This window comes from Anabaena sp. UHCC 0187, assembly GCF_009712035.1.
Taxonomy (GTDB): Bacteria; Cyanobacteriota; Cyanobacteriia; order Cyanobacteriales; family Nostocaceae; genus Dolichospermum.
Genome location: NZ_VILB01000014.1, coordinates 176,703 through 193,821 on the forward strand (window position 1 = coordinate 176,703; position 17,119 = coordinate 193,821).

General features: G+C 38.8%; 15 protein-coding genes and 1 tRNA gene. 8 read left to right on the forward strand and 8 right to left on the reverse strand.

Features of this window, described 5'->3' with window-relative positions:
• Nucleotides 1-398 precede the first annotated feature (398 nt).
• From FJR11_RS17310 to FJR11_RS17330, 5 genes are all read left to right on the forward strand, one after another.
• The gene (locus FJR11_RS17310) at nucleotides 399-2,477 is read left to right on the forward strand and encodes an NAD(P)H-quinone oxidoreductase subunit 5 (RefSeq protein WP_168505873.1); all 2,079 of its coding nucleotides are present in this window, start codon (nucleotides 399-401) and stop codon (nucleotides 2,475-2,477) included.
• Nucleotides 2,478-2,793: 316 nt separating this feature from the next.
• The gene (locus FJR11_RS17315) at nucleotides 2,794-3,816 is read left to right on the forward strand and encodes a 26S protease regulatory subunit (RefSeq protein WP_168505875.1); all 1,023 of its coding nucleotides are present in this window, start codon (nucleotides 2,794-2,796) and stop codon (nucleotides 3,814-3,816) included.
• A gap of 38 nt (nucleotides 3,817-3,854) precedes the next feature.
• A complete protein-coding gene (locus tag FJR11_RS17320; protein ID WP_168505877.1) occupies nucleotides 3,855-6,494 on the forward strand; it encodes a S8 family peptidase in 2,640 nt (879 codons plus the stop codon).
• A gap of 286 nt (nucleotides 6,495-6,780) precedes the next feature.
• On the forward strand, nucleotides 6,781-7,059 hold the full coding sequence (locus FJR11_RS17325) for a BrnT family toxin (protein WP_168505879.1): 279 nt from the start codon (nucleotides 6,781-6,783) through the stop codon (nucleotides 7,057-7,059).
• A complete protein-coding gene (locus FJR11_RS17330; protein WP_168505881.1) occupies nucleotides 7,046-7,345 on the forward strand; it encodes a hypothetical protein in 300 nt (99 codons plus the stop codon). The genes FJR11_RS17325 and FJR11_RS17330 overlap by 14 nt, the downstream gene beginning before the upstream one ends.
• Nucleotides 7,346-7,618: 273 nt before the next feature.
• Here FJR11_RS17330 and FJR11_RS17335 read toward each other — a convergent pair whose 3' ends face one another.
• The 3 genes from FJR11_RS17335 to FJR11_RS17345 all read right to left on the reverse strand — a co-directional run bounded on the left by FJR11_RS17335 (nucleotide 7,619) and on the right by FJR11_RS17345 (nucleotide 9,846).
• Nucleotides 7,619-9,118, reverse strand: a complete 1,500-nt coding sequence (locus FJR11_RS17335) for a family 10 glycosylhydrolase (protein WP_168505883.1) — start codon at nucleotides 9,116-9,118, stop codon at nucleotides 7,619-7,621.
• A gap of 166 nt (nucleotides 9,119-9,284) precedes the next feature.
• Nucleotides 9,285-9,358 (reverse strand) — tRNA-Pro (locus tag FJR11_RS17340).
• A gap of 122 nt (nucleotides 9,359-9,480) precedes the next feature.
• Nucleotides 9,481-9,846: a DUF1818 family protein gene (locus FJR11_RS17345; RefSeq protein WP_168505885.1), complete on the reverse strand. Its 366-nt coding sequence runs from the start codon at nucleotides 9,844-9,846 to the stop codon at nucleotides 9,481-9,483.
• Between the two features lie 286 nt (nucleotides 9,847-10,132).
• Here FJR11_RS17345 and recA point away from each other — a divergent pair, with 286 nt between their 5' ends.
• A complete protein-coding gene (gene recA, locus FJR11_RS17350) occupies nucleotides 10,133-11,206 on the forward strand; it encodes a recombinase RecA (RefSeq protein WP_168505887.1) in 1,074 nt (357 codons plus the stop codon).
• 210 nt (nucleotides 11,207-11,416) lie between these two features.
• Here recA and FJR11_RS17355 read toward each other — a convergent pair whose 3' ends face one another.
• Nucleotides 11,417-12,052, reverse strand: a complete 636-nt coding sequence (locus FJR11_RS17355) for an HAD-IA family hydrolase (protein WP_168505889.1) — start codon at nucleotides 12,050-12,052, stop codon at nucleotides 11,417-11,419.
• Entirely contained in the window at nucleotides 12,027-13,001 is a 975-nt protein-coding gene (queG, locus tag FJR11_RS17360) for a tRNA epoxyqueuosine(34) reductase QueG (RefSeq protein ID WP_168505891.1), read from the reverse strand. The genes FJR11_RS17355 and queG overlap by 26 nt, the downstream gene beginning before the upstream one ends.
• Nucleotides 13,002-13,209: 208 nt before the next feature.
• On the opposite strand from queG, the gene FJR11_RS17365 reads away from it, so the two are divergent.
• Together FJR11_RS17365 and FJR11_RS17370 are read left to right on the forward strand one after the other, a co-directional pair.
• A complete protein-coding gene (locus tag FJR11_RS17365; RefSeq protein ID WP_168505893.1) occupies nucleotides 13,210-13,725 on the forward strand; it encodes an orange carotenoid protein N-terminal domain-containing protein in 516 nt (171 codons plus the stop codon).
• Nucleotides 13,726-13,898: 173 nt separating this feature from the next.
• Entirely contained in the window at nucleotides 13,899-14,348 is a 450-nt protein-coding gene (locus tag FJR11_RS17370) for a ketosteroid isomerase family protein (protein ID WP_168505895.1), read from the forward strand.
• Here the strand turns inward: FJR11_RS17370 and FJR11_RS17375 are convergent.
• The 3 genes from FJR11_RS17375 to FJR11_RS17385 all read right to left on the reverse strand — a co-directional run bounded on the left by FJR11_RS17375 (nucleotide 14,345) and on the right by FJR11_RS17385 (nucleotide 17,070).
• Nucleotides 14,345-14,785: a hypothetical protein gene (locus FJR11_RS17375; RefSeq protein WP_168505897.1), complete on the reverse strand. Its 441-nt coding sequence runs from the start codon at nucleotides 14,783-14,785 to the stop codon at nucleotides 14,345-14,347. The two genes, FJR11_RS17370 and FJR11_RS17375, sit on opposite strands and share 4 nt — an antisense overlap.
• A gap of 200 nt (nucleotides 14,786-14,985) precedes the next feature.
• Nucleotides 14,986-15,414 (reverse strand): anti-sigma regulatory factor, encoded by a 429-nt coding sequence (locus FJR11_RS17380; RefSeq protein WP_168505899.1) that lies wholly within the window; start codon nucleotides 15,412-15,414, stop codon nucleotides 14,986-14,988.
• A 3-nt stretch (nucleotides 15,415-15,417) separates the two neighbouring features.
• Complete coding sequence (locus FJR11_RS17385) at nucleotides 15,418-17,070, reverse strand: SpoIIE family protein phosphatase (protein WP_168505901.1); 1,653 nt, start codon at nucleotides 17,068-17,070, stop codon at nucleotides 15,418-15,420.
• Nucleotides 17,071-17,119: the final 49 nt, after the last annotated feature.

The window sequence follows — 17,119 nt, forward strand, 5'->3', positions numbered from 1 at the left end:
GGGATATTTTTTTATTTGGAAGTCTCTTACTGCTACCTATCATCCCAGATAAAGACGGCAAGAAGCCAAATGTGAAAGAAAGATAAATATTCCTAGTCCCCAGTCCCCAGTCCCAAATCTAAAACCATGCTTAATACCCCATCCAAAGGGTATCAGGTGGGGTATTTTATCCTCAAGGGTGTGTGTCACAATTATTAGCAGTTCTGAAAATTTCAGTTAACTGGAGGCTGGAGTAAGAAAATTCAAGGTTACTGAAAGGTACTGGACTATCAGGATTGCTAGAAGTTAGTAAATAATTCCTAATTTCGAGACACCAGATACAAAGCCTCACCCAATTGAATTTTTATTCTTTAACCTCCTCATTTGTTCGTACAGAATTCTAAAAGTAGGCGTTAGTGATGGAAGTAATCTATCAGTATGCCTGGCTGATTCCAGTATTACCTCTCTTGGGAGCAACACTGGTCGGTCTAGGGCTAATCTCGATAAATCAGGTGACAAACCGCCTGCGACAGTTGAATGCTGTGATCATTATCTCCCTCATGGGAGCATCTATGGCGCTGTCCTTGGCTTTGCTGTGGAGTCAATTTCAAGGCCATGCGCCTTATCTTTGGACATTGGATTGGGCATCAGCAGGGAATTTTCACCTGACGATGGGCTACACTATTGACCACCTGACATCTCTAATGCTGGTGATTGTCACAACAGTAGCCGTTTTGGTGATGATTTACACCGATGGCTACATGGCGCATGACCCAGGTTATGTGCGATTTTACGCCTATCTCAGCTTGTTTGGCTCTTCAATGTTAGGTTTGGTGGTCAGCCCCAACCTAGTACAAGTTTACATTTTCTGGGAATTGGTGGGGATGTGTTCCTACCTCCTAGTGGGCTTTTGGTATGACCGTAAAGCCGCAGCGGATGCTTGTCAAAAGGCATTTGTGACAAACCGGGTGGGTGACTTCGGTTTACTATTGGGCATTTTGGGGCTGTTCTGGGCGACAGGCAGCTTTGATTTCATGGTTATGGGCGATCGCCTATCCAACCTAGTAGAAACCGGTTCTATCAGCAATTTCCTCGCCATTGTCTTGGCGATTCTCGTCTTCCTGGGACCTGTGGCTAAATCTGCCCAATTCCCCCTCCACGTCTGGCTACCAGACGCAATGGAAGGCCCTACACCTATTTCCGCCCTTATCCACGCAGCGACAATGGTGGCAGCGGGTGTATTCCTCATTGCCCGGATGTACCCAGTATTTGAAAATGTGCCAGCGGCAATGAATGTAATTGCTTATACTGGGGCATTTACAGCGTTTTTGGGAGCAACTATCGCCATTACCCAAAACGACATCAAGAAGGGTTTGGCTTATTCCACCATTTCCCAACTTGGTTACATGATCATGGCTATGGGAGTGGGTGCTTACAGCGCCGGATTATTCCACCTCATGACCCACGCTTATTTTAAAGCGATGCTATTCTTGGGTTCTGGTTCGGTAATTCATGGCATGGAAGCAGTTGTTGGTCATGACCCTGTATTAGCGCAGGATATGCGTTTAATGGGCGGACTGCGGAAATATATGCCCGTGACAAGTTTCACCTTTTTGATTGGTTGCTTGGCTATTGCGGGGATTCCTCCCTTTGCTGGTTTCTGGTCAAAAGATGAGATTTTAGGCGCGGCTTTTGCTGCTAACCCTTTCCTGTGGTTTATTGGTTGGGTGACAGCAGGGATTACAGCTTTTTATATGTTTAGAATGTATTTCTCAACATTTGAAGGTAAATTCCGGGGTAATGACGAGAAAATCAAGGTAAAACTCAAAAATGCGGCTGCTGCTTTGGCTGAAAAGTCAGGGACTTTAGAATTAGCCCCTAATTTTGGTCCTGGGGCGATGAAAAAAGGAGAATTGGAAAGTCACTCCCATGACTCCCACAGCCATGAGCCTCATGAGTCTCCTTGGACGATGAGTTTACCGTTGGTGGTGTTGGCTATTCCTTCAATGTTGATTGGTTTGGTGGGGACTCCCTACGCCAATTATTTTGAGCAGTTTATCTTTCCTCCTAGCGAAACTTTAGCGGAAGTTATGGAAAAGGCTGCGGAATTTGACCCCCATGAGTTTTATGTAATGGCGGGTAGTTCTGTGGCGGTTTCTGTAATTGGGATTACTTTGGCGGTGCTGATGTATTTGGCTCGCAAAATTGATCCTAGTGCGATCGCTAAAAACATTCAACCGCTGTACGATTTATCTTTGAACAAGTGGTACTTTGATGATATTTATCATCGTGTGTTTGTTCTCGGTTTGCGTCGTGTGGCTAGACAAGTTATGGAAGTTGATTTCCGCGTTGTTGACGGCGCTGTTAATCTCACGGGTTTCTTTACTCTTGTCAGTGGTGAAGGTTTGAAATACTTGGAAAGCGGTCGGGTTCAATTCTATGCCTTGATCGTTTTTGGGGCTGTTTTGGGCTTGGTGATTGTTTTTGGTGTTACCTGATTTTAATGGGGGCGGTTTGTCCGCCCCTGGATTGTTTTTTTTACGAACCACAGAGGCGCAGAGGACACAGAGTTAATGAACCACGAAGGAGCGAAGGATACGAAGGAAGAAGGAAGAAGATAGGTGATTTTGTATACATATAGGTTTATTTTCATCTGCCTTATAAACACTCCATCAATCTATTCATTAAATTTAGAGAACTTAATATAATCATCACAAGTGGGAAAATCAGGATATAATTTTTGATGCACGTAAGTTATAAAGTATAATTGTACTATATAAATAAGAAACTTCTATTTTTGCGGAGAGAGGCAATATGAAAGGAGAGCTTCTCAAAAGATTTTTTAGAGCGATCGCTAGTTCAGACCAAGAAGCGATTGACAAACTTACATATCTAGTTATAGAAGAAGAACGCAGCAAAGGACATACTCTTCTTGCTGACCAGTTAGAGAATATTACTAAAAAGAAATCCAAGGAGCAATCTCCCGACTTTATCAAACCTGTTTCCTCTCTTGCAAATACCACACGAACAACACCAGAAAACTTACAGGGTTTAAGCGAACTACCAACTAGTAAGCGTTTTAATCTTCCTTTGGTAACGACTATACCAGGGGATAAACTACGTCATTACATGGTATTGCCTGAAAATATTGAGAAGCGTTTTCAAAGAATTGAGCGTGAATATGCAGCAAGAGATAGACTAGCTCATCATGGACTGCGTTATCGGCAAAAAATTCTCCTTTATGGACCGCCTGGGTGTGGAAAGACATTGGGAGCAGAACGTTTAGCTTGGAATACGGGTTTACCGCTTTTAAAAGTACGTTTTGATGCAATGGTTTCGTCTTTTTTAGGGGAGACTGCCAGTAATTTAAGACTTGTATTTGAGGATGCTGCAAAAAATCCATGTTTATTATTTTTGGATGAATGTGATTCAATTGCTAAAACACGAGAAGATTCTCAAGAAGTGGGAGAAATTAAGCGAGTTGTAAATACATTTTTGCAAATTTTGGATGAATATCAACCATCTTCTGGACTTATGGTAGCTGCTACGAATTTGAATAAATCTTTAGATACTGCCCTTTGGAGAAGATTTGATGATCTGATTGCAGTACCCAAACCGGGAGAAAAAGAACTAGAATTTATACTGAGGGAAACACTATCTGCAATTGAAGTGGGATCTATCAACTGGCCAAGAATTATTGAGCAGATGAAAGATTTTTCTGCCGCTCAAGCTGTGAGGGTTGCACAAGATGCAGCTAAACGAGCGATTTTGGAGCGAGAGGGGTTAGTGATTCAGGAACACTTAGAAGAAGCGATCGCTGAAATCAAGGTTTCCTAGTTTTTTGAGAATTAAATTTTTGGTGTTTGGAGAAAAAAATGGTTCAAGGTTCTCAGGGTTTTCCGCATATTAATCTTACGCTTACACACAAAGAACCAGCTAAATCTCTAGGTGGTGGCGGTGGTAGTAAAGAAACTCAAACAGAGATTAATAAAAACAATCGTCAAGGACATGGAAGCAAAATTAAAAACATAGTTTCTTCCGTAGTGGATGATTGGCGAACATTCAAAGAAGAACAAGAGAAAGAACAACAAGAAAATAAACAATCTACTCTTCCCGATGCCATAACTTTAATATTAGAAATTGATACTGAAACCTTTGATCTAGATGATTTGAGAACTTCAGATATAGCGATCATATCAGAGTTAGAAGACGGATATATTATTGGTGCATCAGCAGATACTAACCTTAGTGAACTGCAAAAGAAAATAGAAAATTTTATAAATAATCAAAGAGGTGGGGGTGTAATCGCCAAAATTTTGAATGTTCTTGATAAACATCAACATCCAGAATTTATTTTATCTCCAAAGTTATCAGAAGAATGGGATCAAATAAGAGATGAACAAGTTTATGTTGTTGAAGTAGGGATATCTTGTTTAGGAACTACAACCAAATTACGTGAATACCCAGAGCAAAAAAATTATAAAAATCGTGAAAATTATGTAAAAGCACTCAATAAATGGATTGAAGATCGTAATTTAACCTATCAAGAATGGGATGACTTAGCATCACAAAGACAAGAAGATTTATCCAAGTTTGTTACCAATCCTAGGTATCATGGTGAAATATTAAGTAGCTTTATAGAAGATACTCCTCAATATTCTGTAGTACCTGATAGTTTTTCGTGTCTAATTCAAATTTCCGGCTTAGGTTTAAAAGATTTGGTATTTAACTTTCCTTATGTTTTTGAAGTAGCTGAAAAAGATGATATTTATGAACCTTTTTTACCTGATGATGAAATATCTGGAGGTAAAAATGTCTTATTTATATTAGAATCTCCAGATAAAAAGTCTCCCAATGTATGTATTATTGATAGTGGGATTCAAGAAGATCATCCTTTATTAAAAAATGCTATTGATTCTAATAATTCAACATCTTGGATTCCTTCAGAAATAAATTTAACTGCTGATATGGTTGGTAAGGAGGGTAATGGCGGTCATGGAACTAGGGTTGCAGGAGCAGTTTTATATCCAAAAATTATTCCCCGTCAAGGAATCTATCGAGCAGTTTGTTGGCTTCAAAATGCAAGGATACTTAATAGTGATTGTAGATTATCTGATAGGCTGTATGCACCTTCATTGCTAAAAGATATTGTTGAATACTATTATAATCAAACAGGAACAAGAATATTTAATCATTCAATTGCTGGAGATTCTCCTTGTCGGACTAGATATATGAGTCATTGGGCATTTACTATAGATAGATTAAGTTATGAAAAAGATATTCTTTTGATAGTAGCTGCTGGCAATATTCCTTTAGATAGCTATCGAATTTCACCAAGATTATCCGTTAAACATCACTTATTGGCTGGTAGAGAATACCCAGATTATCTGACAGAAAATTCTTGTAGAATTGCCAACCCGTCACAAAGTTTTCAAGCCTTAACAGTCGGTTCAATTACTCTAAATTCTTTTCGTGATTTATCTTGGTCTTCATTAGGAGAAAAAGACGAACCTTCTCCTTTTTCCTGTTCTGGTTTGGGAATATGGGACACGATTAAACCAGAAGTAGTAGAGTATGGCGGTGATATTTTGAAAGATGATAATCAACCGCCAACCTTGCGTTGTAATTCTAATACCAGCCCAGAATTAGTAAGATCAACTTTAGGGAGTGGTGCTAGTCCTTTAGTAGCTGCGGATGCTTTTGGAACTTCCTTTGCAGCACCAAGAGTAACCCATATTGCAGCTAGACTTGCTGCTGAGTTTCCTAATGAACGTTGTTTACTATATCGAGCATTAATTGTTCAATCAGCCCGTTGGCCAGATTGGGCATTAGCAAAAACTAATGAAGAAAAATATAATATCATTCGTCAAATAGGCTATGGTATTCCTAATCTTGAACGTGCCATTAGTAATACTCCTAATCGTATTACACTAATCACTCAAGGGGAGAAATTCATTAAAGCTGGAGAGGTTGACATTTATCAAGTACAATTACCAGATAGTCTTCGATCACCAGGAGAAGAATTTGAGATTTTATTGGAAATTACATTATCATATAAAGCTCAACCACGGAGAACAAGACGTAATAGAAGAAAGTATTTATCAACTTGGTTAGATTGGGACTGTAGCAAAAAAGGTGAAGATTCAGAATATTTTTTAAGCAGAATTTTAGCTAATCCTAATCATAAGATTTCAGAAGATGCCGAAAAAGGAGAGGAATTATTTAACTGGACTCTTGGTAAAGAAAAACACTATAAAAGCATTAAAAATGTATCTAGAAGTATAGGAACTATTCAAAAAGATTGGGCATTTGTAAAATCCTATCAATTAAGAGAGGCATTCTGTATAGGAGTTGTTGGACATGAAGGATGGAATAATGATCCTTTTGCTGAAGTTCCATATTCTCTAGTTGTGAGTTTTGAAGCTATACAAGCTGATATTCCCATTTATACATCTATTGTGGAGGCTCAAATTGAAATAGAGATTGAACAACCTATAGAAATTCAATCTTTGTGAATAAGTGATTATCATAAAAAATCCTGTTAATCCTCTAATCCTGAGTATCCTGATTCAGACAATTAAGTATTTTCAGGATGTAGAAAAAAACTCATCTTAAAAAACCGAAATATTCCCAGATAAATATTCATAAAAAATCCTGTAAATCCTCTAATCCTGAGTATCCTGATTCTGACATTATAAAAATCCTATTAATCCTCTAATTTTGAAAATGTTGGAAAAAGTGAAACCAAACATTATATAATTGTTGATGAGTTGTTAAAATTTTAATCAAAGAGGTAATTTTATGGAATTGGGGTTTGAATGGCATGAAGAAAAAGCCCAAGAAAACCTCAAAAAACATGGAATTAGTTTTGAGGAAGCAAAAACAGTATTCAATGATCCTTTATCTATTACGATAGCTGATTCTCAACACTCTGATGATGAAGAACGCTATATTGATATTGGTCTTTCTAGTAGAGGTCAACTACTCATTGTAGTTTACACAGAACGTCAATCAAATATTCGCATTATTAGTTCCCGTAAAGCTACAAACGCAGAAAGGAAAATATATGAACAATATTAACCCTGAACAACTAGATAATACCGATAACGAAATGCTCCCAGAATACGATTTTATAGGTGGTGTACGTGGAAAACATTACCAAGCTTATCGTCGAGGACATACTGTGACAATTCATCAAGCTGATGGTACAGACATTGTACAACATTTTACCCTGGAAGATGGAGCGATAATGCTTGATCCTGATGTGCGAGAATATTTTTCTGATACGGAAACAGTTAACCAAGCTTTACGTACATTAATTAGTCTATTTCCCAAAAATCGGACATCAATAACACCTCAATCATAGTAGTTTGTGAGGTGCGTTAGGAGCGCAACGTTTCTGCAATATTTCCAGATAAATATTCATAAAAAATCCTGTAAATCTTCTAATCCTGAGTATCCTGATATGGCTTGCGCCACGCTACGCTATCAGACAATTAAGCATTTTCAGGATGAAGAAAAAAACTCATCTTCAAAACCTGAAATATTCCCAGATAAATATTCATAAAAAATCCTGTAAATCCTCTAATCCTCGGCATCCTGATTCAGACAATAAAATACATCTAATTATCGAAGAAACTTAACGAACATTACAAGATTTTCGTTCACCATCATGTTCAGGATATTGCCAAGAATAAGCAAAATGGCTGACACCCTTAATTTGAGGAGATAATTGTCGCAGTGCTTGCATTTGTACTTCTAAGGATGGACGATTACTAATAGATTCTCCCCACTTACCAGCTAACGCGGGAATGACTTTTGTCCCTGGTTGCGCCATCTTCAAAACCTCTCGGACTTGCGCCACAATACAATTAGCATTACCGCAATTTGCATAAGACATGGGATGCCATTGTAAGGTACTAGGGAACTTATCCCAAGGTTGCAAACGGGAATCATACCCTTGTCCTAAAGCTTGATTACCTTCGGGAAAAAATACTACTCCAGCGGGAATACCTTGTTGTTTTGCGGGGTAACTTGCTAAAGCCACAAAATCTAAGATTCCTTGCATAGCGTGAGCAACGGTAAATAACCACAAATCCAATTGCAAAACCCGCTGTTTTTCCTGGGGGGAAAGCAGAGATTTTTGTGATTTTGGGGGAATACGTCCTTCCCACATCGGTTCATCTTCTTGAGGATAGCGTTTATCAACTTCTGCTATATCGCCGGCACTCACATATCCCCTCGTTAGAAACCGACGAATTAATTCTAACCCTTTGGAATTTTTGGCGCGACGAAATAAGACTTCTTGGGTAGCAGCGGTAAATAACCATAGATCATGCACCTTGGTAGCAATAGAATCACCACCAGTTTGACGGGGATAGCGAACATAGTCGAAGAGGATACCATCTGGACGACGGCGCACAACCTGCTGCACCATTTGATAGTAATCGGTTTTAGCCTTTGTATTGTAGGGATCAATGAAGACTTGGGAACTATCTTCTACTACGGATAAACTGGTTTGATTCTTGCCATTACGAGCGATCGCATCTTGTCTATCTGGACGTTGAGCATAGGTATAACCAAAGTTATTAGTAAACATCCAAGCATAAACTTTTAAACCCCGTTGTTGCCCTTTTTTAATGGCAGCGGCTAATAAATCTACTTTTTCTGCACCAATAGTGCGAACTACAGCAGGCCAAGCTGTCGGGTTAGCTGCGGCTGGTAATAGTACCCGTCCATCATAAAATACTTCTAAATAAACTTGGTTATAGCCTTGGTTGACAATGCGATCCATAATTTGATCAATTATTCCCGGCTGGGTATCGCAAGGATATAAGCGTAACCAAATAGCTTGAGTTTCTGGCCAAACTCGACTGCGGCATTCTTGTAATTCTTGTGTATGCTGTTTTAGGAGTTTTTGATAGCGAATTTCTGCGTCTTTATTACCTCTGAAAGCTAATAAGCGGAGGTTTTCTTTTTCTTGGGTGGCTTTTGATGATACCCGACAATCCTGTCTTTTTTGAGCAATAGCTGGTTCTGTGACTAGGTTGATAATCAATAAGCAATTAGTAATAATTACAGTCAATAAACTTTGCCAAGATAAAACTAGTCTTACAAATTTCCAGTTGTGATCAGACATATATAGCAATCAATTTTGATTTGTAATAGCTTGCATGAAATAGCCTGTATTTAAAATATCTCCACATCTCAAGAGACATGAAACCATCAAAAGCAGTATTTCACATCAACAACTCAAACCTTGACATGAAATCAGAAGCTTATGTAATTATTAAGATTTGCATAAATCGGAACGTAGGGATTTGAACCCTAGACCTCCACTACCCCAAAGTGGCGCGCTACCAAGCTGCGCTACGTCCCGTAGATGTGAACTTCAAATTTTAGAATTTCGGAGTGGGGATGATTCCAAATTTGTCAATCTAAAATTAATTAAGTCACTCTCACGAATATATCACAAGCTTAAGGAAAATAGCAAGGGGTTTTTCAAAAAACTTTTAGCATTCCCATTGCTGGCAACAATTCGGACACGGCTGAGGCTTCCCATTTACCTTCTGTCCTCCTTCCTGTGTTCAGAATGAAGCGCAGATTATAGGCATGAGCATAACCTTCTACCTCCATCCATAATAAATCGCTTTCGGCTTCACAGGCAATTTTTTCTTCGTCCATTAATTCTGTAGCTAGAGCCTTCATAGTATCCGCAAGCTGATTAGAAAGGCGAATGAACTCGTTTAATTCTGCTTCTGTTAATTCTATCGCCCAATCCTCTGTACCGACTAATCCTTTAAACTCTGGTGCATCTGGATTCCAGCCAATGCGCCAACCAATCCCACTTTTCATGACTCTTTCCATACCCATATATTCACCAGATTGCTGCTATCAATTGCCAAATTATACCAATCGGCTTTGCAGATGACGATAGATGGAATATGAAATTGCTTATCTGTCGGTCTTTTACAATCTAAAATCCAAAATCCAAAATCTAAAATGCTATATTTTTGTAGCGATCGCGTTAGGATCTGGTCAAACCTATTTTGTAAACATTCCTATTGGCACACTTTTCGGGTAAGATAGTATATCCGTTCTATTAAAACTCCCGTCCCAGCAATTTTGAAAAATCCTATACTTAGAGGCAGGAATGGCAGCTAATACCGAAACTTCTGGCAAACAAAAAGCGTTAAATATCGTACTTGGACAAATTGAGCGCAGCTTTGGAAAAGGAGCAATTATGCGCCTGGGTGATGCTACCCGCATGAAGGTAGAAACTATATCTACGGGGGCGCTCACCCTAGATTTAGCTTTGGGTGGTGGTTTACCCAAAGGACGGGTAATTGAAATCTATGGCCCAGAAAGTTCTGGTAAAACTACTGTCGCCCTCCATGCTCTAGCAGAAGTGCAGAGAAATGGTGGGATTGCGGCATTTGTAGATGCTGAACACGCTCTAGATCCCACCTACGCCGCTGCGTTGGGTGTAGATATTGATAACTTACTTGTTTCCCAACCAGACAATGGCGAATCAGCATTAGAAATAGTTGATCAACTTGTGCGTTCTGCGGCTGTTGATATTGTCGTTATTGACTCCGTTGCTGCTTTAGTCCCCCGTGCCGAAATTGAAGGAGATATGGGGGATATTCATGTGGGTTTACAAGCTCGGTTAATGAGTCAAGCTCTCCGGAAAATTACTGGGAATATTGGTAAATCTGGATGCACTGTTATTTTCATTAACCAGTTGCGGCAGAAAATTGGTGTCACCTATGGTAGTCCCGAAACTACAACAGGTGGTAATGCGCTGAAATTTTACGCTTCCGTGCGCTTGGATATTCGCCGAATCCAAACTTTGAAAAAAGGGACTGATGAATTTGGCAACCGTGTCAAAGTCAAAGTAGCTAAAAATAAAGTAGCACCTCCTTTTAGAATTGCCGAATTTGACATTATCTTTGGTAAAGGAGTTTCTACCATTGGTTGTTTGGTGGATATAGCCGAAGAAACTGGTGTTCTCCTCCGCAAGGGTGCTTGGTATAGCTACAGTGGTGAAAATATTTCCCAAGGTAGAGATAACGCGATTAAGTATTTAGAAGAAAAACCAGAATTTGCTGCCAAAGTTAAAGAACAAGTTTTGGAAAAACTCGATAAGGGTGCTGTAGTTTCTGCTAATTCTGTAGTTCAACCCCATGATATTGAAGAAGAAGAAACTGATTTAGAAGAAGAATAAATACAGCAGGAGTCAGAAGTCAGGAGAAAAAGTAGAGACGTTCCATAAAATGTCTCTACACTTCTTTCCTAAAATATTCTCTTAAGTCGGTGGGCTGAGAAAAACCAAAATATGTAAAGAAAAGTAAAATCGCCCAAAACTTCTTCACTCTTGCATGAGTGCCTTTTGCCTCTTTCCTTGCCATAACGACAATTTTTAACGCCAACCTACTTAACAGCTTTTAATTACACCTAGTAATTCACTGGGATGATGAATTAAAAAATCTGGGTTTTGTTTACCTAGTGCTTCAGAAGAATTAAACCCCCAACTGACTGCGATTACTTTGATATTCGCTTTTTTGGCAGATTCTATATCTCTAGTTTCATCTCCTACATAAATTACTGCTTCGGGTTTGAACTGTTTTTGCCGTAACACATTATTAATAATTGTGGTTTTACCAAAAATAGTTACTCCTGAATAAATAAAGTCAAATAAGTAATCTAAGTTATGACACTTGAGAAATTGATTGACATTTTCTTGAGAGTTAGAAGTAATAATTCCTAGGTGATAACCTTGATCATGGAGTTCTGTTAATGCGGCGTTAATTCCATCAATAGGTGCTAATTCTGTAATTTTATGTTTTAATTCTCCCTTGACTTTTTTAACAAGAAAAGGGATTTTGAATAGGGAAACACCAGAATATTTAATAATCTCTCTGGCTGTTAAATTTCTAATTAGGGCTAGTTCTTGAGGATTAATCGGAATATATCCAAATTCCAGGGCTAAACGATTGGCAATAGTTACAAGAGCATCTACTGTATCAGCAATCGTCCCATCAAAATCAAAAATTATTACTTTCTGGGTCATTATTATGCCTGGATGCGTCAATATTAGCGCGACCATTACGTCGTAACATTTCTGGTTTAATGCGTCGCAAGGCTGATGCTGTAAATCGTTTATCCCACTCCTCGTTTGATATTTGGGCTAATTCTACCAGCTTGGGGGCTAAATTCCCAGGATAGGGTTGAAAATCAGTGACATCAGTGGCTTGAGCAAATCGCTGGTTCCAAGGACAAACATCTTGACAAATATCGCAACCAGCAACCCATCCTTGTAAATGAGGTGTAATTTCTGCTGGTAATTCCTCTGCCCGATTCTCAATTGTATGATAGGCAATGCAGCGATTAGCGTCTACGACAAAGGGTTCAGTAATTGCACCAGTAGGACAAGCTTGCAGACAACGAGTACAAGTTCCACAATGTTGGGTAGATGGGCGATCGCTTTCTAGTTCCAGATTGGTTAATACTTCTGCTAAAAACACCCAAGAACCATATTTCCTGGTAATGACATTCCCATTTTTAGCAATCCAACCAATCCCAGCTTTTTGCGCCCAAACTTTATCTTGGACTGGGCCTGTATCTGCATAATAACGCGCTTTCACATTTTCGCCTAAAGATTCTAGCCAACTAGCTAATTCCTTCAGCTTTTTGTGCATAACTCTATGATAATCCCGACCCCAGGCATAGCGAGAAATTTTTCCATATTCATCCCCCTGGGGACGTTCATAGGGGGTGTAATAATTCAAGGCGACAGAGATGAGCGATCGCACTTCTGGCATAACTAAACTAATATGCTCACGTTTAGGATTTTTCATCCATTCCATGTCAGCGTGATAACCCATTTTTAGCCAAGCTTGCAATTTTTGTGTTTCTGTCGGCTCTAAGTCACCTACAGCAGCAATACCCACCTCATGAAATCCCAACTCTTTGGCTTTGGCTTTCACTACTACACTACTAATTGATGTACATTCATTCATTTTGCTTATGGGAAATTTAGCCAAAAGTACAGAAATGGTCAACACATTATACACCCAGCTTATGATCCCCAGCTTTTGTCTTCCTTACCACAGATATATGTAAATATTATTTGCAATTTGTTAAGAAATAATGCAATATGGGAGGCAAGAGGTCAAGCAACCCAGAGTGATGAGCCTCCTGACTTAATTAATAGACAGTAGAGAAATTATGACATTCACTTCTGATTCAGCTTCAACCAGATTTTCTGGAGCTTTTAACTACAGCACCAGTGACGCTATCTCTTCTACCATTGCTGTATTCAAAGCCCTAAGCGTAGACGATCAATTAGCAGTCCTGTGGTATGCCTACACAGAAATGGGTCGTTCTATTACCCCAGCCGCTACAGGTGCAGCGCGTTTGCAACTAGCCGAAGGTCTTTTAAATCAAATCAAAGAAATGTCTCATCCAGAGCAGTTAGAAGCCATGCGTGACTTGGCTGCTCAAAGAAATAGCCCCGTTTCTCGCTCCTATGGTATCCTCAGCGTCAACACCAAGTTGGCTTTTTGGTACGAATTATCAGAATTAATGGTGAAAGGCTTTGTTATTCCCGTACCAGTCGGCTATCAATTATCCCGTGACGGTTCACAAGTTTTAGAAACTTTGAAAGAATTAGATTTTGGTCAACAAATTACTGTTTTGCGGAAAGTAGTTTCAGATATGGGTGTAGATCCTTTAGCTGATTAGATTTTAGATTTTGAATTCCCGTAACCGGATTTGAAAGTTTCGATATCCTCACAACCTCAATGTTTTTGCCATTTAATAGTTCTCAGGTAACTATCTGAGGACTATTTTAATTTTAGATTTTGGATTTTAGATTTTGGATTTCTGTAATTTTACAGTACATTACAGGTAAATATATGACTATTGCTGAATTTTCATCATTAAGGTCACTCCAGATTGAAGGAGTTACAGAAACCACAATTTTAAATTATTTTACTACTTTAAATGCTGGAGAATTTAAACAAACTGCGGCTTTATTTGCTGAAGATGGTGTTATGCACCCACCATTTGAATCTGCTATTTTAGGACAACAAGCGATCGCTTCTTACCTTGATCAAGAAGCCCAAGATATCAAAGCTTATCCTCAACAGGGAATGAGCGAGAATTTGCCAGATCACCATATTCAAATTCAGGTAACAGGTAAAGCGGAAACTTCTTGGTGTGGTGTAAATGTCCTGTGGTTATTCATTCTGAACCAAAACCAACAAATTATTACAGCTAAAATCAAGCTTTTAGCATCACCTCAAGATTTATTATCCTTACGGCCACCGGACAAAGAATATATAGTTGATCCTGAATTATTTTAAGCTTTAGTTGCAGTAGCTTGAGCCAGAGAACGTAATAGCAAATTTCTACCTAGTTCAACACCTGACGGCGCACACTGCCAATCTGGGTGTGCTGTCATTAATAAACTATCCAATGTTTCTTGATCAAATAGATGCCACACAGGAGCATCATTAACTCTGGATTCTAGCGCGTAGCAGTTAGGAGAAACACAGCGAATCATACAGCGGCTAGAAATTCTCGCCAAACTCATCATTTCTCCAGGTTGAAGATCACGAAATTGGCGAATAACTGCTTTAAATTCACTGATAGAAGATACTATGAGACCAGGAAGAGCCATTGTTGCTTCTTTCTCTCCATTCACCGCAATCCAGTAATGACGACTAGGATCAATTCCTTCTAACCAAGGGGACTCATCATCTAGACGATAGCGGGGTGATAGGCAAAATAAAGCTTTCATAGTTAAAATTCTATTAAATTAAGGATTTTTATGTTTAGTAATCGAAACAGGGCCATTGTTTGCGAGCAGCCCCATATCTAAAGTATTTGATAAGTTATAGTAATAGGTCAAATAAATTTAGCAAAAGTTATAATTAAGTTAATACTTCTTAATCATCAATAGACTAACAAGTTGATTCTGCTTGTATCCAGTCCGAAATTTTATGAGTTAGATAGTTCTGGAAGAATCATTTCTAGCTTCAGACAGTTAGCACCATTCACCTGTAACTGATACTCCACCTTATCCATGAGACGATTCATAATTAACCAACCATAACCACCTTCTTGTTTCTCCATGGGGTTGGGTGGAAAGTAAGTAGACATATCAAAGCCTTCACCATAATCCCAAATCTCTATGGATAAATTCCGGTCTTTCAATTCAAAACGCAGTAGAATTGGCAAACTTGGCTTTTCTTTATGAGCATGACGGACAGCATTAGAATATGCTTCCACCAAAACCAATCGTAAACGACTCGATTGTTTTGGCCAATCAACAGATTCCCCTAATTGCACTTGTAAGCATCCGAGTAACCAGTCTTCGACGATATTGATAAAACTTAAGTCACTGGGAACATGAAGTTCACTTTTCATCACCTACAAAACCTCCAGTGAGAGTATAGTTTGGTCATCTTCTTGAACATCATTATTAGTTTGAATAAGAGCTAATAAATGATCAAGACTAAGTGGTTGAGGTTGTTTTTGAATCAGTTGCCATAAACCTTCTTGATTTAGCATAGAACGATTTGTTGTGCTTAAATTGTCTAAATTTTCCCCTACGCTTGCTTCCGTAATACCATCACTGGCCAGCAGTAAGGTATCTCCAGGGGACAGAATTAAACGGCCAGACTCTGCTTGCCATTTAGGTAAAATTCCCAAAGGAATACTCCGAACTTTGAGATAATGGGGAGAATCATGCAAAGTTGTGGGCTGTGACCAAATAAAAGGATAAATATGCCCAGAATTAGCATAGACAAGTTCCCTCGTTGTGGGGTGATAACGGGCTAAAACCATAGTGATAAAATAATTACTGCTGATTAAGTCATCACTGAGGGCATAGTTAAGATTCTGCATGATTACATTTGGCTCTAGTGATACCTCTTGAGATAGTTCTCGACGCAGCAAAGAAATCGTACTAGCCATAAACAAAGCCGCTGGGACACCTTTTCCGGAAACATCACCCACAGCTAACCACAAATTACCATTAGGATGCACAAATACCTCAAAAAAATCACCTCCTACCTCTCTGGCTGGATAGCAACAAGCTTGCACTTTTACCCCTGGCATTTCCGGTAAAGTTTGTCTCAACAGGTTATGTTGAATTTGGCGAGCTACTTCCAACTCCAGATGAATTTGTTGTTGTTTTTCTTGCAGACTTTGATAGAGTTTGGCTTGGGAGAGAGCTAAGGCAGCTTGTTCGGCAACACCTGTAATTAATTGAATATCTTCTTGATACCAAATATGAGAAATTCCCACCTGACAAATAGCCAGAATAGCGAGTATTTCTTGCTGGTAAATAAGTGGTACAACTAAGTGGTGATAAGGAATATCTTCATAGATATCTTCAGTTATTTGATAATGGTGAGTTTGGAAAACTTCAGCAATTAATTCACTAGGATCTGGGACTAAACTGCATACTTTAGATTGAGAATTTTGATAGCAAAATTGCTTTTTTGTAAGTAGATTATCTTCCACAGGTGTGAGTAAACAATTATTAGCTGCAAATGTTTCTCCAATGGTGGTGACAATCTTTTGCAGCATATTATCATAATCTAAAGATTCTCTAATTGCCGTTGTTACAGCATTAAATAAAGATTCCCGTCGCAAGGCACGAGATAATTCTGCTATCCGTTTTTTAACTAAGCGATATGTATCACTAGCTTGGTTAACTAATGACTTGAGTTCGTTGGGATTCCAAGGTTTTGTAATGTACTTAAATACTCGACCAGAGTTAATTGCATCTACTAAATCTTCTACATCAGTAAAACCCGTTAACAAAATCCGAATTGTATCAGGAAAACGTTCTACTGTCAGACTTAACAATTCACTACCGTTCATATCTGGCATTCTTTGATCAGAGATAATTACGGCCATTTCACCTTCTGCTTCTAAGATAGCCAACGCTTCCCTGGCATTATTAGCTCTATAGACTTTAAAATCTCTCCAAAAGGTACGATAAAGTAAATCTAAGTTATCTAGCTCGTCATCTACCACCATGAGCTTGAGCTTGTCTAACTTTTTTTCAGTCATATTTAACTCAACTTTCCAGATACTTGAATGGTAAGATGCGTGAACTTAG

What these genes read in the sequence shown, in the direction of transcription:
- FJR11_RS17310 (WP_168505873.1), top strand. Translation starts at nt 399, where the DNA reads ATGGAAGTAATCTATCAGTATGCCTGGCTGATTCCAGTATTACCTCTC.
- FJR11_RS17315 (WP_168505875.1), top strand. Translation starts at nt 2,794, where the DNA reads ATGAAAGGAGAGCTTCTCAAAAGATTTTTTAGAGCGATCGCTAGTTCA.
- FJR11_RS17320 (WP_168505877.1), top strand. Translation starts at nt 3,855, where the DNA reads ATGGTTCAAGGTTCTCAGGGTTTTCCGCATATTAATCTTACGCTTACA.
- FJR11_RS17325 (WP_168505879.1), top strand. Translation starts at nt 6,781, where the DNA reads ATGGAATTGGGGTTTGAATGGCATGAAGAAAAAGCCCAAGAAAACCTC.
- FJR11_RS17330 (WP_168505881.1), top strand. Translation starts at nt 7,046, where the DNA reads ATGAACAATATTAACCCTGAACAACTAGATAATACCGATAACGAAATG.
- FJR11_RS17335 (WP_168505883.1), bottom strand. Translation starts at nt 9,118, where the DNA reads ATGTCTGATCACAACTGGAAATTTGTAAGACTAGTTTTATCTTGGCAA.
- FJR11_RS17345 (WP_168505885.1), bottom strand. Translation starts at nt 9,846, where the DNA reads ATGGAAAGAGTCATGAAAAGTGGGATTGGTTGGCGCATTGGCTGGAAT.
- recA (WP_168505887.1), top strand. Translation starts at nt 10,133, where the DNA reads ATGGCAGCTAATACCGAAACTTCTGGCAAACAAAAAGCGTTAAATATC.
- FJR11_RS17355 (WP_168505889.1), bottom strand. Translation starts at nt 12,052, where the DNA reads ATGACCCAGAAAGTAATAATTTTTGATTTTGATGGGACGATTGCTGAT.
- queG (WP_168505891.1), bottom strand. Translation starts at nt 13,001, where the DNA reads ATGAATGAATGTACATCAATTAGTAGTGTAGTAGTGAAAGCCAAAGCC.
- FJR11_RS17365 (WP_168505893.1), top strand. Translation starts at nt 13,210, where the DNA reads ATGACATTCACTTCTGATTCAGCTTCAACCAGATTTTCTGGAGCTTTT.
- FJR11_RS17370 (WP_168505895.1), top strand. Translation starts at nt 13,899, where the DNA reads ATGACTATTGCTGAATTTTCATCATTAAGGTCACTCCAGATTGAAGGA.
- FJR11_RS17375 (WP_168505897.1), bottom strand. Translation starts at nt 14,785, where the DNA reads ATGAAAGCTTTATTTTGCCTATCACCCCGCTATCGTCTAGATGATGAG.
- FJR11_RS17380 (WP_168505899.1), bottom strand. Translation starts at nt 15,414, where the DNA reads ATGAAAAGTGAACTTCATGTTCCCAGTGACTTAAGTTTTATCAATATC.
- FJR11_RS17385 (WP_168505901.1), bottom strand. Translation starts at nt 17,070, where the DNA reads ATGACTGAAAAAAAGTTAGACAAGCTCAAGCTCATGGTGGTAGATGAC.